Below are 23957 nucleotides of genomic sequence, written 5' to 3'. Positions count from 1 at the left end.
TGGCACTCATGTGCGGACGGTATGCAGCGAGTCGTAGGCCCGAGGATCTCGCAGGACTCTTCGAGGTCGAGAAGTGGGATCCGGAAGAGACGCTGGCGCCCGACTGGAACGTGGCCCCCACGAAGGACGTCTACGCGATTCTCGAGCGCCCTGTGAAAGACGCCCCGGACCCGCGTCCGGTTCGCCAGCTGCGGGCGCTGAAATGGGGGCTCGTGCCGTCGTGGGCCAAGTCGCCCGAGGGCGGGGCGCGGATGATCAACGCGCGGGCCGAGACGATTCACGAGAAGCCGTCCTTCCGTAAGCCCTTCGTCTCGCGGCGCTGCATCCTGCCCGCGGACGGCTATTACGAGTGGGTGACCGGGGCGGGCGAGCGGGAGCTCGAGGTCGAGGGCAAGAAGAAGCGCCCGCGGAAGCAGCCGTACTTCGTGACGCCGGCGGACGGATCGGTGTTCGCGATGGCGGGGCTGTATGAGTTCTGGCGGGACCGGACGCTGCCGGACGATCATCCGCTGGCGTGGTGGGTGACGTGCTCGGTGATCACGACGGAGGCGGAGAAGGGCCCGCTGGGGGTGGCCCCGGCACAGGGCCCCCGGTCGCTCTCCGACATCCACCCGCGGATGCCGCTGATGCTGACACCGGACCGGTGGGACGCGTGGCTGGACCCGTCGCGGACGGACATGGACGAACTGCGCAGGATGCTGGAGCCGCCGCCGGAGGGGCTGATGCGGGCCTATGCGGTGACGACTGCGGTGAGCAATGTGCGCAACAACGGGCCGGAACTGGTGGAGGAGCTGGCGGCGCCGGAGGTGGGGACGCTGTTCTGACGGCACCCCGTCGCGGCGCAGCCGTGTCGCACGCTTCGCGCGGCAGGATGGAAGCGTGAGTCGGATCGAGATCGTGGAGACAGACGCCGGTGAGGCCCGTGTCACCTGGCATGCCGCCAAGCGGGCCCGGCTGGTGCTGGGGCTCGGGCATGGCGCCGGGGGCGGGATCGAGGCGCGGGATCTGCAGGCCGTCGCCCGTGGCCTGACCGCGGACGGGGTCACCGTCGCGCTGGTGGAGCAGCCCTGGCGGGTGGCCGGGAAGAAGGTCGCCCCCGCGCCGACGACGCTCGACGTCGGATGGCGCGGCATCTGGCCCGTACTGGCGAAGCCCGGGCTGCCCGTCGTCGCCGGAGGGCGCAGTGCCGGGGCCCGTGTCGCCTGCCGGACCGCGGTCGAGCTCGGGGCTGTCGGGGTGCTCGCGCTGAGTTTTCCGTTGCATCCGCCGGGCCGTCCCGAGAAGTCCCGCGCCGACGAGCTGCTCGGCGCAGGCGTGTCCACCCTCGTCGTACAGGGCGGCAACGATCCCTTCGGGAAGCCCGCGGAGTTCCCCGAGGGGGCGTACGAGCTCGTGGAAGTCGCGTACGGAGATCACGGCTTCGCCGTCCCCAAGCGGGCCGGGATCAGCGAGAGCGAGACGCTGCGGGTGATCACGGACGCGGTGCGGGACTGGGCCCGCGGGCTCCGGGAATGATGCGCGCGCACACACTGTTGTGGCGGTTGTCGGGACGTCAGTCACAGAGCATGGAGTAGGGAGTCCACCGCATGGGTTCGACCATCTGCCCGAGCCGCTCGAACACCGCTGACCTGGAGTGGACGGTGCTTTCCGCGGCCAAGACCGTCCCTGTCCGGGCGGCGGGCGGAGCGGATCGTCGTCTATCCTCCGAGTCGAGCGGGTCCGCATTCGGTCTCGCCACAGCGTTGGAGGAGGTGGGTCCGGTCACTGGGACCGACGCAGGGACCGACGACGGCCAGGCGGGGCAGTCCGAGGAGACGACTGCCGAGCGCAATGCCCGTTTCGAGCGGGACGCTCTCGGCTTCCTCGACCAGATGTACTCGGCCGCGCTGCGTATGACGCGGAATCCGGCTGATGCCGAGGATCTCGTGCAGGAGACGTATGCCAAGGCGTACGGATCCTTCCACCAGTTCCGCGAGGGCACGAACCTCAAGGCGTGGATGTACCGGATCCTCACGAACACCTTTATCAACTCTTACCGCAAGAAGCAGCGCGAGCCCCAGCGCAGTGGCGCCGAGGAGATCGAGGACTGGCAGCTCGCGCGCGCCGAGTCGCACATGTCGACCGGGCTGCGCTCCGCCGAGTCGCAGGCTCTCGACCACCTGCCGGACTCGGACGTCAAGGCAGCGCTGCAAGCCATTCCCGAGGAGTTCCGTATCGCGGTCTATCTCGCCGACGTAGAGGGCTTTGCGTACAAGGAGATCGCGGACATCATGGGAACACCCATCGGGACGGTTATGTCCCGCCTGCACCGGGGCCGTCGTCAACTGCGCGGCATGCTTGAGGATTACGCGCGCGAGCGCGGACTCGTACCCGCCGGTGCGGGGGAGTCGAACAACGCGAAAGGCTCGGGCTCATGAGCTGCGGAGAGCCGCACGAGACGGACTGCTCAGAGGTCCTGGACCATCTCTATGAGTTTCTCGACCGTGAGATGTCCGAGAGCGACTGCACGAAGTTCGAGGTGCACTTCGAGGAGTGCTCGCCGTGCCTGGAGAAGTACGGTCTCGAGAAGGCCGTGAAGAAGCTGGTCAAGCGTTGCTGCGGACATGACGACGTGCCCAGCGATCTGCGGGCCAAGGTCATGGGGCGCATCGATCTCATCCGCTCGGGGCAGGCCGTGCCCGACCAGGATGTGACGGTCTCCGGCGCGAACCTCCCGGGTCTCGCCCAGGAGTAGCCGACGAGCGCAAGCTCGTACACGTGTGCAGGGTGTGTCGCGATTCTCCCGGTGCACCCTGCTCGTATGTTCACCCACGTGTCACCCGTGGGTGCGAACAGAGTGCATCCGCCTTCCGTTCACCCCTCAACTCGCTAGCCTGGCGCTCGATTTGAGGAGGGGGCTGGGCGGTGACGGCCATACCGACGGCGGCACGTGCGTACATTCTCGGCACCGTGCTCTGCGCTGCGGCCTGCGCGCTGCCGCTGCTGCCCGCCGTGCGGCCCGGCGCCTCGGTGCCCTGGAGCGCGCTTCTGCTGGCCGGTCTGTACGCGGTGTGCGAGATGCCCGCCCGCTGCCGCTGCCCCCGCGACTGGGTGCCGGTCGGCGCCGGGTCCTTCTTCCCCGTGCTGCTCGCCGCGGCCTTTGTGCTGCCGCCCCCCGCGGCCGCGCTCGTCGCGGTGCCCGGCGCGCTGCTGGGGCGGGTGGACCAGCGGCCCGCGGGTGTACGGCGGATCTGGCGTGCCGCCCGGCTCTCGCTCGCGACCTGGGGCGCGGCGCAGGCGTATCTGCTGCTCGGCGGCGGGCGGACGCTGGGCGTACCGGACTTTCCGTATGCGCTGCTGCCGGCCGCGGCCGGAGCCCTCGCCTTCTGTCTGGTGCTGACCGCGCTCGACGGCGGCATCCTCGCCACCGCGGAACGGCTGCCCGTACGCAGCGCCTGGCGCGGGCCGCTGCTGCGCTCACTGGCGCCGCACCTCGTGCACGGGCTCGCCGGGCTGATGATGGCGGTGCTGTGGCGCAGTCCGTACGGGCCGCTGTCCGCGCTCCTCGTCCTGCTGCCGATGTACATCTCCTGCTGGATCTTCGCGCAGTACCACCGCGAGCGGGCCGCGCATCAGGCGACGATCCGGGCGCTGGTGCAGGCGGTCGACATCAAGGACAAGTACACCCGCGGGCACAGCGAGCGGGTGGGGCGCGCGTCCGTGCTGATCGCGCGCGAACTGAGCATGGACGAGGGGCGCCTGGAGGTGCTCAGGTTCGCCGGGATCCTGCACGACGTGGGCAAGCTCGGGGTGCCGACGCGGGTACTGCGCAAGGACGGTCCGCTGACGCCGCAGGAGCGGCGGGTGATCGAGCTGCATCCGGAGTACGGGCACGAAATGGTGCGCGGGATCGGATTCCTGGGGGAGGCGCGGGCGGCGATCCTGCACCACCACGAGCGGCTGGACGGCAGCGGATATCCGTACGGTCTGGTGGGGCCGCAGATCCCCGAGTTCGCGCGGGTGGTTGCGGTGGCGGACGCCTTCGACGCGATGACCTCGACGCGTTCGTACAGCCGGGCGCGCCCGGTGGCCGCGGCGCTCGAGGAGCTGGAGCGGTGCGCGGGGACGCAGTTCGACCCGCAGATGGTGCAGGCGCTGGTGCGGGCGCTCGCCCGGCACGGCTGGGAGACCTCGGTGACATCGGACGAGCCGGTCGTGCAGGCGGCATGCGGAAACGTCCCGCCACGGCCGGAGCCAGGGTCGGAGCCACAGCCTGAGCCGCAGCCGGTCCGGGTGCCTGTCAGCGGGCCGCTCCCGGGGCGTGACGGTGCGCCGGGCGGATCGGGGTGAGCCCGGCGGCCGGGGTCACCGTTCGCGGGGTGTACGTCGCCGCCGCCCTGCTCACCGGTGGGGCCCTCGCCCTGACCCTGTGGCACGGGCTCGAGCAGCCCCTGAACGCCCTGGCCTTCGGGGCGTTCATCGCCGTCGGGGAGCTGGCCCGCTGGGGTGCCCTGCCCGGGGAGCGCGAACCAGCGCCCCTGGGCGCCGCCGGAGCCCTCGCGTACGCGCTGCTGGGAGAGTGCGCCGGGCAGCCCACCACGCACGGCGTGCTGCAGGTCGTCGCCGTCGTCGTCGCGGCCGCGCTCGCCGGTGCCGTGCCCCATGTGGCGCGAGGGAGCGGGCCCGCGCTCGATCATGTGGCGCGGCGGGTGCTGACCGTCTCCTTCGCCGCCGCCTGCTTCCAGCCGCTGTACAACTCCGGCGAGTTGGAGCGCTGGGTCGGACACGGGGCGTACTACCCGCTGTTCCTGGTCGTCCTGCTCCTGCTGACGGCCCTGTGCGACGCCGTACTGGCCGCCGCGATGCTGCAGGCCCGCACCCTTCCCCATAGCGCCAAGCGCATGGGAGGTGCCCCCATCCCGTACACACCGCTGCTGCGTGAGGAGCTCAGAGCCCTCCTCGGCATCGGTTCGGCCGTCTGTGCGACCGGAGCAGTGATGGCGCTCTCCGTCGCCGTCGCAGGGCTCTGGGCGCTTCCCGTGTTCTGTGTGCCGCTGCTGCTGACGCAGCTGTCCTTCCGCCGGTACGCGGCCGTGCGCACCACCTACCGGCAGACCATCGCCTCCCTCGCCCGGTCAACCGAGATCGCCGGATACACCCAGCCGGGCCATGCCCGCCGCGTCGCGGCGCTCTCCACCGCCGTAGGGCGCGAGCTGGGGCTCTCGGGCTCCGAACTGACCGTTCTGGAGTACGCGGCCCTGATGCACGACATCGGGCAGCTCTCGCTCGTGGACCCCGTTCCGGACGGGGCCACCGCGCTGCTGCCCGTCGCCGAGCAGCGGCGGATAGCCCTGCTGGGGGGTGCGGTCGTGCGCCAGACCGGAGTCCCGGCCGCCGTCGCCGTCGTGGTGGAGCTGCAGGCCGATCCGTACCGAGAGCAGCCGCTGCCCGCCCGGATTGTCCGCGCCGTCAACGCATACGACGATCTGACCGGGGGAAGCGGACGAACAGCGGGCGGAGTACTCGGCGCACTCGAACAGCTGCGTCTGGGCACAGGGCGGGACTACCAGCCAGAGGTCGTCGAATCGCTCGCCAGAGTCCTCGCCCGAGGCGGTCTGGCCCCGGTGCCGCCTGGGTAACCCATGGGTAATGAGCGAGCCTCCAGCTCGGCATGGTTGGATGCGAAGGAAGGCACAAAACACGTGTCCGGGGGCAGTGACCCGAGCGACCGGCAGGCGGGAATCGTGAGGATCTTCGGGAAGGTACGGCATCGGCCCTCCGCCTCTTGGCGGCAGGCCACCGACCGCGCGTTCACGCTGATCGGCGACGGCCGGTACGAGGACGCGGGCGCGCTGTTGACAAGGGCGGCGGACCTCGAGCCCTGGCTCTCGGAGTCCTGGTTCAACCTTGCACTTCTGCACAAGTTCCGGCACGACTGGGAGCAGGCCCGCGCCGCCGGCCTGCGGGCCGTAGCGCTGCTGGACAAGGAGACCGGCGCCCCCGACTGGTGGAACGTCGGGATCGCCGCCACCGCCCTGCAGGACTGGCCGCTGGCCCGCCGCTCCTGGCAGGCCTACGGACTCAAGGTGCCCGGCGCGGCCGCGGCGAACGGCGAGCCGGTCGGCATGGAGCTCGGCAGCGCCGCCGTACGGCTGTCGCCCGAGGGCGAGGCCGAGGTGGTGTGGGGCCGCAGGCTCGATCCGGCACGGATAGAAGTGCTCTCGATCCCGTTGCCGTCCTCCGGACGGCGCTGGGGCGAGGTCGTCCTGCACGACGGCGTGCCGCACGGCGAGCGGACCACCACCGCCGGGCCTTCGTACCCCGTGTTCGACGAGATCGAGCTCTGGGCGCCCTCTCCCGTCCCCACCTGGGTGGTTCTGCTGGAAGCCGCGACCGAGGCCGACCGGGACGCCCTGGAGCAGCTCGCCTCCGACGCGGGCTTCGCCGCCGAGGACTGGTCCTCCTCCGTGCGGCTGCTGTGCCGGGCCTGCTCCGAGAGCCGGATGCCCAGCGCCGAGGGCGAGGGCGAGCACCTGGACCCGCACGACCACAGCGAGCCGGGCCACCCGGGACCGCTGGGCCACCGCACCGCGGGCGATCTGTGGTCGCCGGAGCGCGAGTGCGGGATCGCCGCCCCCGCCGGACTGGTCCGGGGCCTGCTGGACGGCTGGGTCGCCGACAGCCCGGGCACGCGCGAGTGGCGGGATCTCGAAGAAGTCTGCTGACCGCTGGCCGTAGGCTGTACGGGATCGATTCGGGTTCCCAGGAAGGCGCAGAAGCGGCCATGGCGCAGCAGCAGACGGACGAGCAGGTGAACGACGGCTTCGTCGTCGACACGGAGAACTGCGAGGAGCGCGAGCTGGCGTACCGCGAGCGCGGCACGGCCCGCCCGATCACGGTCGTCGGCAACCCCGTGCTCCACAAGGAGTGCAAGGACGTCACGGAGTTCGACGACAAGCTCGCGGCTCTGATCGACGACATGTTCGCCAGCCAGAAGGCGGCGGAGGGCGTGGGCCTTGCCGCCAACCAGATCGGCGTCGACCTCAAGGTCTTCGTGTACGACTGCCCCGACGACGACGGTGTACGTCACACCGGTGTCGTCTGCAACCCCGTCCTGGAGGAGCTGCCGCCGGAGCTGCGCGTTCTCGACGACGCCAACGAGGGCTGCCTCTCCGTCCCGACGGCCTACGCCTCCCTGGCCCGCCCCGACTACGCGGTGGTGCGCGGCCAGGACGCCGAAGGCAATCCGATCAAGGTGCGGGGCACGGGCTACTTCGCCCGCTGCCTCCAGCACGAGACGGACCATCTGTACGGCTACCTGTACATCGACCGGCTCTCCAAGCGGGACCGCAAGGACGCGCTGCGCCAGATGGAAGAGGGCACGCCGCGCTACGAGACCGTCCCCAACGACTGATCCTGCCGGGGGCGCCTGCCCGGCGTGGTGCCTCACGCGACGCCGTGCAGCGGGCCCCGGAAAGTGCGGCGGTAGGCGTGTGGCGTGGTGCCGAGCGTACGCAGGAAGTGGTGGCGCAGGACGGCCGCATTGCCGAAGCCGGCGCGGCCCGCGATCGCGTCAACCGTCTCGTCCGTCGTCTCCAGCAACTCCTGTGACAGCAGCACCCGTTGGCGCAGCAGCCAGCGGTAGGGAGTGGTGCCCGTCTCCTGCTGGAAGCGGCGGGCGAAGGTGCGCGGCGACATATGGGCCCGGGCGGCGAGCTGCTCGACGGTCAGCTCGACGTCCAGATGCCGCTCCATCCACGACAGCACCTCGCCGACCGTGTCGCACGAAGTGCGCGGCAGCGGGCGGTCGATGTACTGCGCCTGGCCGCCGTCGCGGTGCGGCGGCACCACCATGCGGCGGGCGATGGCGTTGGCGGTCTCGGGGCCGTGCTCCTGGCGTACCACATGGAGGCAGGCGTCGATCGCCGCCGCGGTGCCGGCCGAGGTGATCACCGGCCCCTCGTCGACGTACAGCACATCGGGGTCGACGAGGGCGCGCGGATGGCGCTCGGCCAGGTCGCGGGCGTGCCGCCAGTGGGTGGTGCAGCGGCGGCCGTCGAGCAGCCCGGCAGCACCGAGGACGAAAGCGCCGGTGCAGACGCTCAGCACGCGCGCACCACGGTCGACGGCTCGGCGCAGCGCGTCGAGCAGCTCCTCCGGATACTCGCGGGTCGGGTACGAACCGCCGGTGGGCACGGCGATGAGATCCGCGTCCTCCAGTCGTTCGAGGCCGTACGGAGTGCTGATGGTGAACCCGGCATGCGTGCGCAGGACGGGGCCCTCGGCGGAGACCGCCGCGAAGTCGTACACGGGCAGTCCGTCGTCGCTGCGGTCGAGGCCGAAGACCTCGCTGACGACCCCGAGCTCGAAGGGATGCACGTCCTCCAGGAGGACGGTGGCCACGTTTTTGAGCATGGAACCATTGTGGCAGTAATTCGATGATTCATGACAGTCCTGCCACTGACTTTCTTGGCGCGCGAGGACGACAGTGGAGCGCATGAACACATTCTTCGACTACCTCTTCGTCATCGCCCTCTTCGGGCTCATCCTCCTTCCCGCACTGGTGGGGAACGTCAGGGAGCGGATCGTCGACCGCCAGCTGCGCGAGGCGGAGCTGGGCCGGGAGGACGTGCGCCGTGCCAGGCTGCTTCAGGCCGAGCTGCGAGAGGCCCGGCGTCGTTCCTCGACCAGTGCTCCGGTCCGTACGCCGGTGCGCACGCCAGTCCCGTCGAGGACGATCGTGAGCCCGAAGTCCACGCCCGTGCCGCGCCGGGACGCGGCAGCGGTGAAGACCCCGTGCACTGCGGAGTAGCGGTCCGTGTGCCGTCAGGCCGATGGTGCGCCGAACCACTTGGGCAGCCGGCTGAGCAGGTCCTGCTGATCGTCACCGACCCACGCCACATGGCCGTCCGGCCGCAACAGCACCGCGGGCACGTCCAGTTCCTCGCTGACGTCGACGACGTGGTCGACCCGGTCCGCCCAGCCCGCCACCGAGAGCCCGCCGGTCTGGTCGAGCAGCAGCCCGCGGCCGCCGTGCATCAGCTCGTAGAGGCGCCCCTGCTTCAGCTTCACGTCCCGCAGCCGCCGACCGAGCAGTTCATGGCCCTCGCCGAAGTCGTAGCGGACCCCGATCGCGGTGATCTTCTCGATCAGGTACCGGTTCACGTCCTCGAAGTCCATCAGTTCCGACACCAGCCGGCGCACTGACCGGGAACCCGGCTCGGGGGACATCAGCAGCATCTGCGCGCGGGTGTTGTCCAGCACGTCGGCGGCCACCGGGTGCCGTTCGGTGTGGTAGCTGTCCAGCAGCCCCTCCGGTGCCCAGCCGCCCACATCGGCGGCCAGTTTCCAGCCGAGGTTGAACGCGTCCTGGATGCCGAGGTTGAGCCCCTGCCCGCCGGCCGGCGGGTGGATGTGCGCCGCGTCGCCGGCCAGCAGCACCCGGCCGGTCCGGTAGCGCTCGGCCTGCCGGGTGGCGTCGCCGAAGCGGGAGAGCCAGCGCGGCGAGTGCACGCCGAAGTCGGTGCCGGCGAACGCCCGCAGCTGCTGCTTCACCTCCTCGAGGGTCGGCGGGACCGAGCGGTCCTCCGCCACCCCCTCGGCGGGCACGACAATGCGGTACACCCCCTCCCCGAAGGGCACGGCGCCGAACCGAAGTTGGGTCTTGCGGACTTCGGCCACCACGGCGGCCAGCGTCTCCGGCGGTACGGCCACCTCCATCTCGCCCAGCAGCGTCTCGACCCTGGTGGGCTCACCGGGGAAGCCGACGCCGAGTAGCTTGCGCACCGTGCTGCGGCCGCCGTCGCAGCCGACGAGGTAGCGCGAGCGCAGCTGCGTGCCGTCGGCCAGCTCGGCGGTCACCCCGTGGTCGTCCTGGGTCAGCCCGACCAGCTCGCAGCCGCGCCGGATATCGACGCCGAGTTCGGTGGCGTGCTCGGTCAGCAGGCGGTCGGTGGTGGTCTGCGGAATGCCGAGGACGTACGGATGTGCGGTGTCCAGGTCCGGCGACGGCTTGGTGATGCCGGCGAAGAAACCTCCGACCGGGTACTGCCGGCCGAGCGCGAGGAACCGCTCCAGCAGGCCGCGCTGGTCCATCACCTCGACGCTGCGCGCGTGCAGACCGAGCGCGCGGACATACCTGGTCGGCTCCATCTCCTTCTCCAGCACGAGCGCGTGCACGCCGTGCAGCCGCAACTCGCAGGCCAGCATCAAGCCGGTCGGTCCACCGCCGGTAACGATCACGTCAATCATAAGAATCCCCCAAAAGGCACGTACTTCGCGAACCCCTGATTTCCGCAGGTTCTGGCTACGGCTGACGATTCTGTGTGACGGCCCGGGTCTTGCCGCAAGGCCCCCTGTGCGCTATATGTTGAAAGTGGCAAGGAGTGGGTAACCTCCTTGCCTTTACTTTTGTCGGCGAGCGGTACGAACAACGAAAAGCCGGGCGGATGCACCCCTGCATCCGCCCGGCCGTTCTCCCGTCCCCCCGTGACGGGAGAGATCTGTGAGGTCTCGACGTGAGGGCCTAGAAGTCGTCGTCGAAGCCGACCGAGCCCTCCACCGCCACCTGGTAGGCGGACGGACGGCGCTCGAAGAAGTTCGTCAGCTCCTGGACGCCCTGCAGCTCCATGAAGGAGAACGGATTCTCCGAGCCGTACACCGGGGCGAAGCCGAGCCGGGTGAGCCGCTGGTCGGCGACGCACTGCAGGTATTCGCGCATCGACTCGGTGTTCATGCCGGGCAGACCCTCGCCGCACAGATCGCGGCCGAACTGCAGCTCCGCCTCGACGGCCTCCCTCAGCATGTCGGTGACCTGCTGCTGGAGTTCGTCGTCGAAAAGCTCGGGCTCCTCCTTGCGGACCGTGTCCACGACCTCGAAGGCGAAGTTCATGTGCATGGTCTCGTCGCGGAAGACCCAGTTGGTGCCGGTGGCCAGGCCGTGCAGCAGGCCGCGGGAGCGGAACCAGTAGACGTACGCGAACGCGCCGTAGAAGAACAGCCCCTCGATGCAGGCCGCGAAGCAGATCAGATTCAGCAGGAAGCGGCGGCGGTCGGCCTTCGTCTCCAGCCGTTCGATCTTCTCGACCGAGTCCATCCACTTGAAGCAGAACTGGGCCTTCTCGCGGATGGAGGGGATCTCCTCCACCGCGTCGAACGCGGCCGCGCGGTCATCCGGATCGGGGAGGTAGGTGTCGAGCAGCGTCAGATAGAACTGGACGTGCACGGCCTCCTCGAAGAGCTGACGGCTCAAGTAGAGCCGCGCCTCGGGGGAGTTGATGTGCTTGTAGAGCGTCAGCACGAGGTTGTTGGAGACGATCGAGTCGCCGGTCGCGAAGAACGCGACCAGCCGGCCGATCATGTGCTGCTCGCCCGGCGTGAGCTTGGCGAGGTCGGCGACGTCGGAGTGGAGGTCGACCTCCTCGACGGTCCAGGTGTTCTTGATCGCGTCGCGGTAGCGCTCGTAGAAGTCCGGGTAGCGCATCGGACGCAGGGTCAGCTCGAAGCCCGGGTCGAGGAGGTTCTTCTGAAGAGGAGCGGTGTCGGAGCGAAGCGCCGTCGTTGAGGGGCGGTGGTCGGGTGACGGGTGGGGGGTCATTACTGGCAGGCCTCGCAGGACTCGGGGTTTTCGAGGGAGCAGGCGATCGCGTCGGCGTCGGGCGCGGATGCCTGCTGTACGGGGATGGTCGCCTGCGACTGGGCGGCGCGGGCGATCCGGGTCGCCGGGCGTGAGCGCAGGTAGTACGTCGTCTTCAGGCCCTGCTTCCAGGCGTACGCGTACATCGAGCTGAGCTTCCCGATGGTCGGCGTCTCCAGGAACAGGTTCAGCGACTGCGACTGGTCCAGGAACGGAGTGCGGGCGGCGGCCATGTCGATCAGGCCGCGCTGCGGGATCTCCCACGCCGTGCGGTACAGCGCGCGGACGTCGGCGGGGATCCAGTTGAAGCCCTGCACCGAGCCGCTGGACTCGCGCAGCGCCTCACGGGTCTGCGCGTCCCATACGCCCAGCTGCTTCAGCTCCTCCACGAGATAGGCGTTGACCTGGAGGAACTCACCGCTGAGCGTCTCGCGCTTGAACAGGTTGGAGACCTGAGGCTCGATGCACTCGTACACGCCCGCGATCGAGGCGATGGTGGCGGTCGGCGCGATGGCGAGGAGGAGCGAGTTGCGCATGCCGCTCTTCGCCACCCGCGCGCGCAGGGCGTCCCAGCGCTCAGGCCAGATGACTTCGACGTCGTAGTGGTCGGGGTGCAGCACGCCACGGGCCGCGCGGGTCTCGGACCAGGCGGGCAGCGGGCCGTTGCGCTCGGCGAGCGAGCAGGACGCCTCGTACGCGGCGAGCATGATCCGCTCGGCGATCTTCGTGGAGAGCGCCTTCGCCTCGGGGGAGTCGAAGGGCAGGCGCAGCTTGAAGAAGACGTCCTGGAGGCCCATCGCGCCCAGGCCGACCGGACGCCACCTGGCGTTGGAACGGCCCGCCTGCTCGGTCGGGTAGAAGTTGATGTCGACGACCCGGTCGAGGAAGGTCACGGCGGTACGGACGGTCTCGTCCAGGCGCTCCCAGTCGATGCCGTCGCCCGCGACGAACGAACCCAGGTTGACCGAGCCGAGGTTGCAGACGGCCGTCTCGCCGTCGTCCGTGACTTCGAGGATCTCGGTGCACAGGTTGGAGCTGTGCACGACCCGGCCGGGCTCGGCGGTCTGGTTGGCGGTGCGGTTGGAGGCGTCCTTGAAGGTCATCCAGCCGTTGCCGGTCTGGGCGAGCGTACGCATCATCCGGCCGTACAGCTCGCGAGCCGGGATGGCCTTGCGGGCCAGGCCCTCGGCCTCCGCCTCGCGGTACGCGGCGTCGAACTCCTCGCCCCACAGGTCGACCAGCTCGGGCACATCGGCGGGCGAGAACAGCGACCAGTCGGCGTCGGCCTCGACGCGGCGCATGAACTCGTCAGGGATCCAGTGCGCGAGGTTGAGGTTGTGCGTACGCCGAGCGTCCTCACCGGTGTTGTCGCGCAGCTCCAGGAACTCTTCGATGTCCGCGTGCCAGGTCTCCAGATAGATCGCGGCCGCGCCCTTGCGCCGGCCGCCCTGGTTCACGGCGGCGACCGAGGCGTCGAGGGTCTTCAGGAACGGCACGATGCCGTTGGAGTGCCCGTTGGTGCCACGGATCAGCGAACCGCGGGCGCGGATACGGGAGTACGAGAGACCGATGCCGCCCGCGTGCTTGGACAGGCGAGCGACCTGGTGGTAGCGGTCGTAGATCGAGTCCAGCTCGTCCAGCGGGGAGTCCAGCAGATAGCAGGACGACATCTGCGGGTGGCGGGTCCCGGAGTTGAAGAGCGTGGGCGAGGAGGGGAGGTAGTCGAGCCTGCTCATCAGCCGGTAGAGCGCGGCGACCTCGTCCAGGGCGCGGGTGCTGTTGTCCTCCGCGAGGCCCGAGGCGACGCGCAGCATGAAGTACTGCGGGGTCTCGATCACCTGACGGGTGATCGGATGCCGCAGCAGATAGCGGCTGTAGAGGGTGCGCAGACCGAAGTAGCCGAAGCGGTCGTCCGCGTCCCGGTCGATCAGCGCGTCCAGCCGGGCGGCGTGCAGCGCCACGAACTCGGCAGTGCGGTCGGCGATCAGGCCCTCTCGGTGGCCGACCGCGACCGAGGCGGAGAAGGAGACCGCGCCCTGTCCGGCTGCCTCGTCGGCGATATGACGGGTCAGCAGGCGGGCAGCGAGCCGGGAGTAGGCAGGGTCCTCGGAGATCAGCCCCGCGGCCGCGTCGGTGGCCAGGCCCCGGAGCTCGGCCGCGTCCGAACCGGCGTGCCGGCCGCGCAGCGCGGCGGCGGCGACACGGCCGGGGTCGGTGTCGGGCAGATCGGCGGTGAGACCGGTCAGGGTCCGCAGAAGCGCGGTCCCGGGGCCGTCGGCCACCTGCTCGGAGATGCCTGAAGCCGGATCGGCTGGCGCGATGGTCACGTGGTGCTCTCCCTCGCTCGGCTCTGGGCCGGCGGGGGAGGCGTCACGGGCGCGCGTCACGGGGACGGCTCACCGCGTCCACCGGCCCAACCGCGAGGCCCGGACGTGTCGGCACCCGGTTCGGTCGAGCCGGATGCGCCGTCGGCAGGTCTTCGGACTAGTGGGGTGCGACAAAGCGCACCGCATCACACCGTTGCGGGACAGTTCCGGATTCGCACCGGATTCCCCTGCGGCGACAGCGAGCATGAGCATACATGTGGGGGCGGGGAGTTGCCGCACCCACCACATGTTGTGTCGGGGCGGCTACGGGGTGCGGGTGCGCCTGCGGCGGGCTCTGCCCCCGTCCCGTCCCTTCCCGAATCGGGGCTCCGCCCCGAACCCCGCATACGACCTTCGGCCGCATGTCCTCAAACGCCGGTCGGGCTGAACTTCAGCGCGGGGTGGGGGAACAAGCCCCGAACAAGCCAAAGGGCCGCCATGCCCCCCGCCAGGGGACGCGGCGGCCCTCGCGCCAAGTCCGACCGTCAGTGACCCGCGTCCGCCGTCGCCGACGGCAGTTCCGCCTTCACGCCCGGATCTCCCGCGTCCGCCGTGTAGTCCGACGGCGACGTCTCGTCGACGCCCTCCGGCGCCTTCACCGCCCGCAGTGCGAACGTCAGCACCACCGTCACCACCACGTTCAGCACGAACGCCGTCAGACCGATGTACCCGATCTCGCCGAAGCCGGGAATCTCCGCGGACGAGCCGCCGAAGTGCTTCTGCGTCGGGCTGGCCACTCCGTACGCCGCCGCCGTGCCGTAGATCATGCCCACCGCCCAGCCCGCCAGCAGCGCCCAGCGGTGGAACCAGCGGGTGAACAGGCCGCCCACCAGCGAGGGGAAGGTCTGGAGGATCCAGATGCCGCCCAGAAGCTGGAAGTTGATGGCCACCGTCTTGTCCATCGTCAGGACGAAGACCAGCGCGCCGACCTTCACCAGGAGGGACACCAGCTTGGAGACCTTGGTTTCCTGCGCGGGCGTCGCGTCCGGCTTGATGAAGTCCTTGTAGATGTTCCGCGTGAACAGATTCGCCGCGGCGATCGACATGATCGCCGCCGGCACCAGCGCCCCGATGCCGATCGCCGCGAAGGCGACACCGGCGAACCAGTCGGGGAACATGTTCTCGAACAGCTGCGGGATGGCCAGCTGACCGTTCTTCACCTTCACGCCCGCCGCGATCGCCATGAAGCCGAGCAGCGCCAGCAGGCCCAGCATCAGTGAATACAGCGGCAGAATCGTGGTGTTGCGCCGGATCACGTCACGGCTGCGCGAGGAGAGCGTCGCCGTGATCGAGTGCGGATACATGAACAGCGCCAGGGCGGATCCGAGTGCCAGCGTGGCGTATCCCCACTGGCCCGCCTCCGCCGGTGCCAGCGCGCCCCGTGGCTTGTCGGTCGCCGGGTTGATCTGCGCCAACGCGTCGCCCGCCTTGGCGAAGATGTCGTCGAAGCCGCCGAGCTTGATCGGGATGTAGATGATCGCCACCGCGATGACGATGTAGATCAGCGTGTCCTTGACGAAGGCGATCAGCGCGGGGGCCCGCAGCCCGGAGGAGTACGTGTACGCCGCGAGCACACCGAAGGCGATCAGCAGCGGCAGGTCCTTGACGAACCAGTTCGTCGTCTCGCCGCCGCCGACACCCATCACGTCGAGTACGGCCTGGATGCCGACCAGTTGGAGTGCGATGTACGGCATCGTCGCCAGGATGCCGGTGACGGCGACCGCGAGCGACAGGCCCTTCGAGCCCCAGCGTCCGCGGACGAAGTCCGATGTGGTGACGTATCCGTGCTTGTGCGAGACCGACCACAGCCGCGGCAGGAAGGTGAAGATCAGCGGGTAGACGAGGATCGTGTACGGGACGGCGAAGAAGCCCGCCGCGCCCGCCGCGTAGATCGCCGCGGGGACGGCGACGAAGGTGTACGCCGTGTAGAGGTCGCCGCCGAGCAGGAACCAGGTCACCCAGGTGCCGAACGACCGGCCGCCCAGGCCCCATTCGTCGAGGCTGTCGCTCTCGGCCTTGCGCCAGCGCGCGGCCAGGAAGCCCATGACCGTGACGGCCAGGAAGAAGAAGATGAAGACGCCGAGTGCGACGCCGTTCACGCCGTCGTTCACTTCGACGCACCCCCCTTGCGGGCGCGCTGGTCGCGCTGCCACAGCTTGTAGGCGACCACGGTGAGCGCGGTGGAGATGAGCACCCAGAGCATCTGGTACCAGTAGAAGAACGGGATGCCGATGAACGTCGGCTCGGTCTTCGCGTACGAGCCGACCCAGAGCATCGCGACGAACGGCGCGAAGAGGCAGAGGGCGACGATCGCGCGCACCGGCGTGATCACTGGTTGTTTCTCGTCCGTCACATCTGACATACGGCGGCTCCGTCCCCTCACGTATCACCAGTTGTAATGCGCAGGAAATCTAGGGGAGGGTTCTGACCAGCGTCACCCCCGTCCGCATATCGGTACGGCAACGACTCGGCGCCAACGTCTCGTCAGCAGGCCGAACCCCGTGGCGGGGTCCGGCTTCTGTCGGTCCGTCCGATCCGAGCGCACCGGATCGTCCTCCCGTCGCTCGCGATGACGGGAGGACCGTAGAGCAGGAAGTACGCCCCGCGCTACACCACGTGCCGTGCTCAGTCCTTCGGCCGCTGGAGCCTGGCCACGCCGCAGTCTCCCGCGGGACAACCCCCGGACCCCCGGCAAGGCCGGCTGGGCGCCGCGTCAGTCCTTCGGCCGCTGGAGCCTGGCCACGAACTTGTACCGGTCGCCGCGGTACACCGAGCGCACCCACTCCACCGGCTCGCCCTGCGCGTCCAGCGAGTGGCGCGAGAGCATCAGCATCGGCAGGCCCACGTCCGTGCCGAGAAGCCCGGCCTCGCGCGGGGTGGCGAGCGAGGTCTCGATCGTCTCCTCGGCCTCGGCCAGATGGACGTCGTACACCTCCGCCAGCGCCGTGTAGAGCGAGGTGTACTTCACCAGGCTGCGGCGCAGCGCCGGGAAGCGCTTGGCCGACAGGTGCGTCGTCTCGATCGCCATCGGCTCGCCGCTCGCGAGCCTCAGCCGCTCGATCCGTAGCACCCGCCCGCCGGTCGAGATGTCCAGCAGTCCGGCCAGCGTGTCGTCGGCCGTGACATAGCCGATGTCCAGCAGTTGCGAGGTGGGCTCGAGGCCCTGGGCCCGCATGTCCTCGGTGTACGAGGTGAGCTGGAGGGCCTGCGAGACCTTGGGCTTGGCCACGAAGGTGCCCTTGCCCTGGATGCGCTCCAGGCGGCCTTCGACGACCAGTTCCTGAAGCGCCTGGCGCACCGTGGTGCGCGAGGTGTCGAACTCGGCCGCCAGTGTGCGCTCCGGCGGCACGGGCGTGCCAGGCGGAAGCGTTTCGGTCATGTCGAGCAAGTGGCGCTTGAGCCGGTAGTACTTGGGCACGCGCGCGGTACGGGCCACTGCCCCGCCCTCGGCTTCGGTGCCGCCCCCGTCCGTCGTCATGGCCCGCCTTCCCGACTCCTGTGATGCTGCCGTCACCGGCTCCTCCGTCTGTTGCGGCTCACATGGTGGCACGGGCACGGTCACGGGTCCTCGCCTGCCCTCAGGTGTCGGTCCGATAACGGACGCGACAGCCCTTCTTATACACCCTTGACACCCCTAAAGGTCTAGGCCAAGCTCCGGGTACTGGTCTAAACCATTAAAGACCAGGTCCCAGCCCCACGAGCAGTACTCGTCGTATGTCTTCGCGGTGGGCGGGGGGTTGCAGGCATCCCTGAGGAGGGTGGCGTGAAGCGCAAGCTCATCGCGGCGGTAGGCGTCGCGGGCATGATGATCGGCCTGGCGGCCTGTGGCGATTCGGACAAGGGCGGGGACAAGACTGCCGGCGGCGACGCCAAGGAACTGACCGTCTGGCTGACGGTCGACGCGCAGAACAACTGGCCCGATCTGGTGAAGGCCGCCGACGCGGCGGTCGTCAAGAAGCACCCGGGCATCAAGATCAAGCACGAGTACTACGGCTGGCCGGACAAGAACGCCAAGCTCGACGCCGTACTCGCCACGGACAAGGCTCCGGACGTGGTCGAGATGGGCAACACCGAGATGCTCGGCTACATGACCAAGGGCGCGTTCGCCGAGGTCGACCCGAAGAAGTTCGAGCAGTCGGACGCGTGGCTGGACGGCCTCAAGGAGTCCGTCACGTACGAGGGCAAGACCTACGGCGTCCCGTACTACGCCGGCGGCCGTGTCGGCACCTGGCGCAAGGACATCGCCACCGAGGCCGGCGTGAAGGCCGCCCCGAAGACGTACGCGGAGCTCACCGCCGCTCTGGACAAGATCCAGGAGAAGAAGGGCGACAAGTTCAGCGCCTGGTACCAGCCGTCGCCCGACTGGTACGCCGCGATGTCCTTCGTGTACGACGCCGGTGGCTCCATCGCCAAGAAGGACGGCGACCAGTGGAAGGCCAACCTCTCCTCGCCCGAGTCCCTCAAGGGCCTCAATGAGTACAAGTCGATCCTCGACAAGTACATGCACGGCGACAAGACGAAGGACGAGTCCGACCGTCCGGTCGTCTTCGGCCAGGGCAAGTCCGCGACCATCTTCAGCGCGGCCTGGGAGGGTGGCACCGCCGCCGCCCCGGAGAACGACAAGGTCGGCAAGCTCGCCGACAAGATCGAGAACTTCGTGATGCCCGGCCCGAACGGCAAGGCCCTGCCGGTCTTCCTCGGCGGCTCCGACCTGGCCGTCCCGGTCAAGTCCAAGGCGCAGGACGTCGCGGCCGAGTGGATCAACGCCTTCACCGGCGCCCAGGGCCAGAAGGGTCTGCTCGCCAAGGGCAATCTGCCCAACAACAAGACGGACCTCGCGACCCTGAAGAACGACCCGAAGACGGTGGTCCCGGCCACCGCCGCCGAGTCCAACTGGTTCGTGCCCATGGCACCGGGCTGGGGCCAGGTCGAGAAGGCCCAGACCCTCAAGACCATGCTGCAGGAGATCGGCACCGGCAAGAAGTCGGTCGCTGACGCCGCGAAGGCCGCGGACGCCGCGATCGACAAGGTCATCAACACCAAGTGACCTGTGGGCAGGGCCCCCGTCACCGCGACGGGGCCCTGCCTTTCGTACCGGGAGAGGGACTGCTGAGGAGCACGGGATGAGTGCCGCAGAGACAACCACCGCCACGGTGCCGCCGACGTGGCCATCGCCACCACCGGGGACCGGCGCAGCCACCCCCGCGAAGCCCGGCAGAAAGCAGACCAGAGGCGGGGCAGGAGTGCCCTGGCTGCTGCTCGCGCCCTGCCTGCTCATCCTGCTGCTCGTCCTCGGCTATCCGCTGGTACGGCTGGTCACCCTCTCCTTCCAGAAGTTCGGCCAGCCCCAGCTGTGGGGCTTCAAGGACCCGGAGTCGGTCGGCTTCGACAACTTCTCCAAGATCCTCGGGGACAGCGAGTTCTGGACCGTCGTCGTTCGGACCGCCGTCTTCGCCTTCAGCGCCGTGGTCCTCACCATGGTCATCGGCATGCTGGTCGCCCTGCTGCTGCAGCGTGTCTCCGGCTGGGTGAAGACCCTGATCAACATCGCGCTGGTGGCGAGCTGGGGGATGCCCATCATCGTCGCCACCGCGATCTTCAAGTGGCTCTTCGACGCCGACTACGGCGTACTCAACTGGCTGCTCTCCCGGCTGCCCGGGGTCGACATGATCGGCCACAACTGGTTCGCCAGCGGCCCCCAGGGCCTCTCCGTGATCATCCTGCTGGTGGTCTGGGGCGCCGTGCCCTTCGTCGTGATCACGCTCAGCGCCGGCCTCACGCAGGTACCCAAGGAGCTCGAAGAGGCCGCCCGGCTCGACGGCGCGGGCGCCTGGGGCGTCTTCCGCTTCGTCACCCTGCCGATCCTCAAGCCCATCATCGTGATGCTCACGACGCTCTCGGTGATCTGGGACATGGGCGTGTTCCCGCAGGTCTTCGTGATGCGCAACGGCCATCCCGAGGCGGAGTTCCAGCTGCTCACCACGTACTCGTACGACAAGGCGTTCGTCGTCAACGACTACGGAACCGGCTCGGCGATCGCACTCGTCACGGTGCTCCTGCTGCTCGGTGTGGTCGCGGTCTACATGCGCCAGATGCTCAAGATCGGAGAGGTGGAGTGACTTCGACCGCCGCGGCTCCCGCCGCCACCCGCCGTCCCAGGAAGAGCCGGCTCGGCTGGAATCTGCTCGGCCTGCTCGTCTTCGTCACCGCGGGCTTCCCGGTCTACTGGATGCTGAACACGGCGTTCAAGCCCGCCAAGGACGCGATCGACCCGGACCCGCATTTCTTCCCCAACGTCTTCACGACGGACAACTTCCGCCGCGCACTGGACATCGCCGACTTCTGGGGACCCGTCGGACGCAGCCTGACCGTCTCGCTCGTCGTGGTCGTCATCGGCATCGCGGTCGGCATGCTCGCCGCACTCGCGATATCCCGCTTCGCCTTCCGCGGCCGCAAGATCGTGATCGTCGGCATCCTCGCGGTCCAGATGATCCCGCTGGTCGCCATGATCATCCCGGTCTTCCTGCTGCTGAACGACCTCGGTCAGTACGACAGGCTCACGGGCCTGATCATCACGTACCTGACCTTCATCCTGCCCTTCACGGTCTGGACGCTGCGCGGATTCATCGTCAACATCCCCAGGGAGCTCGAGGAGGCGGCGATGGTCGACGGCTGCACCCGCACCGGCGCGTTCATCCGCGTGGTGTTCCCGCTGCTCGCCCCGGGCATGGTCGCCACCTCGGTCTACGGCTTCATCCAGGCGTGGAACGAGTATCTGTACGCACTGATGCTGATGAGCCAGCAGAACCAGACCGCCACCGTGTGGCTGGGCAACTTCACCACCAAGAACGGCACCGAGTACGCCCCGATGATGGCGGGCGCCACGATGATGGCCATCCCCATCGTGATCCTCTTCCTCCTCGTCCAGCGCAAAATGGCCGCGGGTCTGACGGCCGGCGCAGTGAAGGGATGACGCCGTCCCCATGACAACTCTCGTACGCACAGACACCCTGACGCGCGACGCCCTCGCCGTCCTCCAGCCGGGTTTCGTGGGAACCACCGCACCCGACTGGCTGCTCCGCCGGATCGGTGAAGGCCTCTCGGCCGTCGGCCTGTTCGGCCGCAATATCCTCTCGCCGAATCAACTGGCCGCCCTCACCGCACAGTTGAGGGCCGAGCGGGACGACGTGCTCGTCGCGATCGACGAGGAGGGCGGAGACGTCACCCGCCTGGAGGTACGCGCCGGCTCCTCGTTCCCCGGCAACTACGCGCTGGGCACGGTGGACGACGCGGACCTCACCCGGGCCGTCGCCCGTGAACTGGGCCGCAGACTCGCCGAATGCGGGGTCGACCTCAACTGGGCGCCGTCCGCGGACATCAACTCGAACCAGGACAATCCGGTTATCGGTGTACGGTCTTTCGGCGCCGACACCGCGCTCGCCGCCCGCCACACCGTCGCGTACATCGAAGGTCTCCAGGCCGCCGGAGTCGCCGCCTGCACCAAGCACTTCCCCGGACACGGCGACACCAACGTGGATTCGCACCACGCGCTGCCCCGGATCGATGTGGATCTCGACACGCTGCACGCCCGTGAACTGGTGCCTTTCCGCGCAGCGATCGCGGCGGGTTCCAAAGCGGTGATGAGCGCGCATATCCTGCTTCCCGCGCTCGACCCTGATCGCCCGGCGACACTGAGTCCGCAGATCCTCACCGGTCTGCTGCGCCAAGAGCTGGGCTACCAGGGCCTGATCGTCACCGACGGCATGGAGATGCAGGCCATCTCGGCGGTGTACGGCATCGAGCGCGGCTCCGTCCTCGCGATCGCCGCGGGTGCCGACGCGATCTGCGTCGGCGGCGGCCTGGCCGACGAGGAGACCGTACTGCGACTGCGCGACGCGCTGGTCACGGCGGTACGGGACGGCGAACTGCCCGAGGAGCGACTGGCCGACGCGGCCGCGCGGGTGCGCGCGCTCGCCGACTGGACGCGACGGGCCAGGGGGGCCGCAGCGGAGCCGGGCGCGGCTTCACAGGAGGGGACCGCGCCCGGCACCGACACCGGACTGGCCGACATCGGTCTGGTCGCCGCGCGGCGGGCCGTACGGGTGACGGCGGCGGAGCCGTTCACGCCCCTCACGAGCGCCCCGTACGTCGCGGCTCTCGCCCCCGTCGCGAACATCGCCGTCGGGGACGAGACTCCCTGGGGCCTGGCGGCCGAGCTGGCCGCGATCCTGCCGGGCACGACGACCGACACCTATGCCGCCACGACCGAAGCGTCGGCCCTGGTGGCACATGTGCTGGGTGTCGCGGGTGACCGTAGGATCGTCGCTGTAGTGCGCGACGTTCACCGCCACCCCTGGATGGCGGACGCCCTGGACGCCCTGATCGCGGCCCGCCCCGACACGGTCGTGGTCGAGATGGGGCTGGACCGGGCCGAGCCGAGGGGGGCCCTGCACATCGCGACCCATGGCGCCGCCCGCGTCTGCGGACGGGCCGCCGCGGAGGTCATCACCGGCAAGGGCGCCGGAGCCTGACCGAAGCGGACCGTGCGGTGCCGGGCCGGCCTGTCCGTCCCGGCACAGGGAATGCCACATGGAGGCACCTCGCATGTCCGAAAAGCCGGGCGAGATCATGGCCGGTGAGATGGCGGAGCAGCCGATGGTGCTGCGGCGCATCCTGGAACAGGGCGCGCCGAGGATCCGCGAGGTGGCGGCGGCGATCGCGGCGCGCAGCCCGCGCTTCGTGCTGCTCACCGCCCGCGGCACGTCCGACAACGCCGCGCTGTACGCGAAGTATCTGCTCGAGATCCGGCTCGGTCTGCCGTGCGGGCTGACCTCCATGTCCACGACGACGGCGTACGGCGCGCGGCCCGACCTGACGGACGTTCTGGTCATCACGGTCAGCCAGTCCGGAGGCTCACCGGACCTGGTCGCCTCGACGAAGGCGGCACGCGAGGGGGGCGCGATCACGCTCGCGGTCACGAACAACCCCGACTCCCCGCTGGCGGCGGTCTCCGAGTTCCACATCGACATCCTGGCCGGTCCCGAGAAGGCGCTTCCGGCGACGAAGACGTACACGGCGTCGCTTCTCGCGCTCTATCTGTTCGTGGAGGGGCTGCGCGGCGGTGACGGCGCGGCGGCCAAGGTCCTTCCCGACCTGGCCTCGCAGGTCCTTGCCCGCCAGGACGAGATACGGCACCTGGCCTCCCGCTACCGCTTCGCCGAGCGGATGGTGATCACGTCGCGGGGTTACGGCTATCCCACGGCGAAGGAGGCCGCGCTGAAGCTGATGGAGACGAGCTACATCCCGGCGCTCTCGTACTCCGGCGCGGACCTGCTGCACGGTCCGCTGGCGATGGTGGACAACATCTCCCCGGTCATCGCCGTGGTCACCGACGGCAAGGGCGGCGAGGCCCTCCAGCCGGTCCTGGACCGCCTCCGCGGCCGCGGCGCGGACCTCGTGGTGGTGGGCCCGGCTCGCCAGGCAGAGGCGGCCTCGGCGGGCTTCGTCCTGCCGACGGAGGGCGTCCCGGAGGAGCTCCAGCCGATTCTGGAGATCCTGCCGCTGCAACTGCTGGCGTACGAGGTGACGATCGCCCGGGGCCAGGACCCGGACGCGCCGAGGGCACTGGCCAAGGTGACGGAGACGCACTGAAACCCGCGGGCCGCGGCGCCTGACGGGACCCTCAACCCGTCCGGCACCGCAGCCCGGAGTCGCTCCGGCCGGCAGGTGTGCGGTCCCGCGCGGCCGGTTGGAGGTCTCGGCGCAGTCAGGGCAGAGAGCGCCGTGGACCTCGGTCCACCCTCCTGTGCGGGGAGGGCGGAGGTATCAGGATCGGGGGTCGCCCCCGGAGTCATACAGCTTGATTCATTGTGGACTAGACCATTCTCCACTGTCCATCCATTTGAAGAGCATAGTTCTCGTCCCATGCTCCGGCACGGGCGGGCAGGTCGACCGGTTCACCCCGCAGGTACGCTCGC

21 protein-coding genes and 1 riboswitch are annotated in these 23957 nt (G+C 69.5%); of the genes, 14 read left to right on the top strand and 7 right to left on the bottom strand.

The window, feature by feature from the left end:
- Window positions 1-8 precede the first annotated feature (8 nt).
- From OG905_RS14450 to def, 8 genes are all read left to right on the top strand, one after another.
- A complete protein-coding gene (locus OG905_RS14450) occupies window positions 9-824 on the top strand; it encodes an SOS response-associated peptidase (protein WP_328669005.1) in 816 nt (271 codons plus the stop codon).
- A gap of 55 nt (window positions 825-879) precedes the next feature.
- On the top strand, window positions 880-1515 hold the full coding sequence (locus OG905_RS14445) for an alpha/beta hydrolase family protein (protein ID WP_328669003.1): 636 nt from the start codon (window positions 880-882) through the stop codon (window positions 1513-1515).
- A gap of 236 nt (window positions 1516-1751) precedes the next feature.
- Window positions 1752-2417, top strand: coding sequence for a sigma-70 family RNA polymerase sigma factor (locus tag OG905_RS14440; RefSeq protein WP_266487700.1), 666 nt, complete (start codon window positions 1752-1754; stop codon window positions 2415-2417).
- Window positions 2414-2734 (top strand): mycothiol system anti-sigma-R factor, encoded by a 321-nt coding sequence (rsrA, locus tag OG905_RS14435; RefSeq protein WP_328669001.1) that lies wholly within the window; start codon window positions 2414-2416, stop codon window positions 2732-2734. The genes OG905_RS14440 and rsrA overlap by 4 nt, the downstream gene beginning before the upstream one ends.
- Before the next feature lie 170 nt (window positions 2735-2904).
- The gene (locus OG905_RS14430) at window positions 2905-4329 is read left to right on the top strand and encodes an HD-GYP domain-containing protein (RefSeq protein WP_328668999.1); all 1425 of its coding nucleotides are present in this window, start codon (window positions 2905-2907) and stop codon (window positions 4327-4329) included.
- Window positions 4326-5618: an HD-GYP domain-containing protein gene (locus OG905_RS14425; RefSeq protein WP_443043941.1), complete on the top strand. Its 1293-nt coding sequence runs from the start codon at window positions 4326-4328 to the stop codon at window positions 5616-5618. Before OG905_RS14430 ends, OG905_RS14425 begins: the two co-directional genes overlap by 4 nt.
- A gap of 105 nt (window positions 5619-5723) precedes the next feature.
- Entirely contained in the window at window positions 5724-6704 is a 981-nt protein-coding gene (locus OG905_RS14420) for a tetratricopeptide repeat protein (RefSeq protein ID WP_328668995.1), read from the top strand.
- 59 nt (window positions 6705-6763) lie between these two features.
- On the top strand, window positions 6764-7393 hold the full coding sequence (gene def / locus OG905_RS14415) for a peptide deformylase (RefSeq protein WP_328668993.1): 630 nt from the start codon (window positions 6764-6766) through the stop codon (window positions 7391-7393).
- Between the two features lie 32 nt (window positions 7394-7425).
- On the opposite strand, the gene OG905_RS14410 is transcribed toward def, so the two are convergent.
- Window positions 7426-8394, bottom strand: coding sequence for a GlxA family transcriptional regulator (locus tag OG905_RS14410; protein WP_328668990.1), 969 nt, complete (start codon window positions 8392-8394; stop codon window positions 7426-7428).
- A gap of 82 nt (window positions 8395-8476) precedes the next feature.
- On the opposite strand from OG905_RS14410, the gene OG905_RS14405 reads away from it, so the two are divergent.
- A complete protein-coding gene (locus OG905_RS14405) occupies window positions 8477-8791 on the top strand; it encodes a hypothetical protein (RefSeq protein ID WP_328668989.1) in 315 nt (104 codons plus the stop codon).
- Window positions 8792-8805: 14 nt separating this feature from the next.
- Here OG905_RS14405 and rox read toward each other — a convergent pair whose 3' ends face one another.
- The 6 genes from rox to OG905_RS14375 all read right to left on the bottom strand — a co-directional run bounded on the left by rox (window position 8806) and on the right by OG905_RS14375 (window position 17458).
- The gene (gene rox / locus OG905_RS14400; protein WP_328668988.1) at window positions 8806-10230 is read right to left on the bottom strand and encodes a rifampin monooxygenase; all 1425 of its coding nucleotides are present in this window, start codon (window positions 10228-10230) and stop codon (window positions 8806-8808) included.
- Between the two features lie 274 nt (window positions 10231-10504).
- Window positions 10505-11461: a ribonucleotide-diphosphate reductase subunit beta gene (locus OG905_RS14395; protein ID WP_328682329.1), complete on the bottom strand. Its 957-nt coding sequence runs from the start codon at window positions 11459-11461 to the stop codon at window positions 10505-10507.
- 113 nt (window positions 11462-11574) lie between these two features.
- Window positions 11575-13941 (bottom strand): ribonucleoside-diphosphate reductase subunit alpha, encoded by a 2367-nt coding sequence (locus OG905_RS14390; protein WP_328668986.1) that lies wholly within the window; start codon window positions 13939-13941, stop codon window positions 11575-11577.
- Window positions 13942-14067: 126 nt separating this feature from the next.
- Window positions 14068-14193: riboswitch (cobalamin riboswitch) on the bottom strand.
- Window positions 14194-14465: 272 nt separating this feature from the next.
- Window positions 14466-16091, bottom strand: a complete 1626-nt coding sequence (gene mctP / locus OG905_RS14385; RefSeq protein ID WP_328668984.1) for a monocarboxylate uptake permease MctP — start codon at window positions 16089-16091, stop codon at window positions 14466-14468.
- Window positions 16088-16342 (bottom strand): DUF3311 domain-containing protein, encoded by a 255-nt coding sequence (locus OG905_RS14380; RefSeq protein ID WP_328668983.1) that lies wholly within the window; start codon window positions 16340-16342, stop codon window positions 16088-16090. Before OG905_RS14380 ends, mctP begins: the two co-directional genes overlap by 4 nt.
- 351 nt (window positions 16343-16693) lie before the next feature.
- Complete coding sequence (locus tag OG905_RS14375) at window positions 16694-17458, bottom strand: GntR family transcriptional regulator (protein WP_328668980.1); 765 nt, start codon at window positions 17456-17458, stop codon at window positions 16694-16696.
- A 285-nt stretch (window positions 17459-17743) separates the two neighbouring features.
- Here OG905_RS14375 and OG905_RS14370 point away from each other — a divergent pair, with 285 nt between their 5' ends.
- The 5 genes from OG905_RS14370 to OG905_RS14350 all read left to right on the top strand — a co-directional run bounded on the left by OG905_RS14370 (window position 17744) and on the right by OG905_RS14350 (window position 23631).
- Window positions 17744-19027: an extracellular solute-binding protein gene (locus OG905_RS14370; RefSeq protein ID WP_328668978.1), complete on the top strand. Its 1284-nt coding sequence runs from the start codon at window positions 17744-17746 to the stop codon at window positions 19025-19027.
- 76 nt (window positions 19028-19103) lie between these two features.
- Window positions 19104-20099: a carbohydrate ABC transporter permease gene (locus OG905_RS14365; protein ID WP_328668975.1), complete on the top strand. Its 996-nt coding sequence runs from the start codon at window positions 19104-19106 to the stop codon at window positions 20097-20099.
- Window positions 20096-20953 (top strand): carbohydrate ABC transporter permease, encoded by an 858-nt coding sequence (locus OG905_RS14360; protein ID WP_328668974.1) that lies wholly within the window; start codon window positions 20096-20098, stop codon window positions 20951-20953. The genes OG905_RS14365 and OG905_RS14360 overlap by 4 nt, the downstream gene beginning before the upstream one ends.
- A gap of 10 nt (window positions 20954-20963) precedes the next feature.
- Window positions 20964-22511 (top strand): glycoside hydrolase family 3 protein, encoded by a 1548-nt coding sequence (locus OG905_RS14355; protein ID WP_328668972.1) that lies wholly within the window; start codon window positions 20964-20966, stop codon window positions 22509-22511.
- Between the two features lie 73 nt (window positions 22512-22584).
- The gene (locus OG905_RS14350) at window positions 22585-23631 is read left to right on the top strand and encodes an SIS domain-containing protein (protein ID WP_328668971.1); all 1047 of its coding nucleotides are present in this window, start codon (window positions 22585-22587) and stop codon (window positions 23629-23631) included.
- Window positions 23632-23957: the final 326 nt, after the last annotated feature.

This window comes from Streptomyces sp. NBC_00322, from assembly GCF_036147535.1.
Lineage (GTDB): Bacteria > Actinomycetota > Actinomycetes > Streptomycetales > Streptomycetaceae > Streptomyces.
This window is presented reverse-complemented; position numbering and strand designations above follow the sequence as displayed.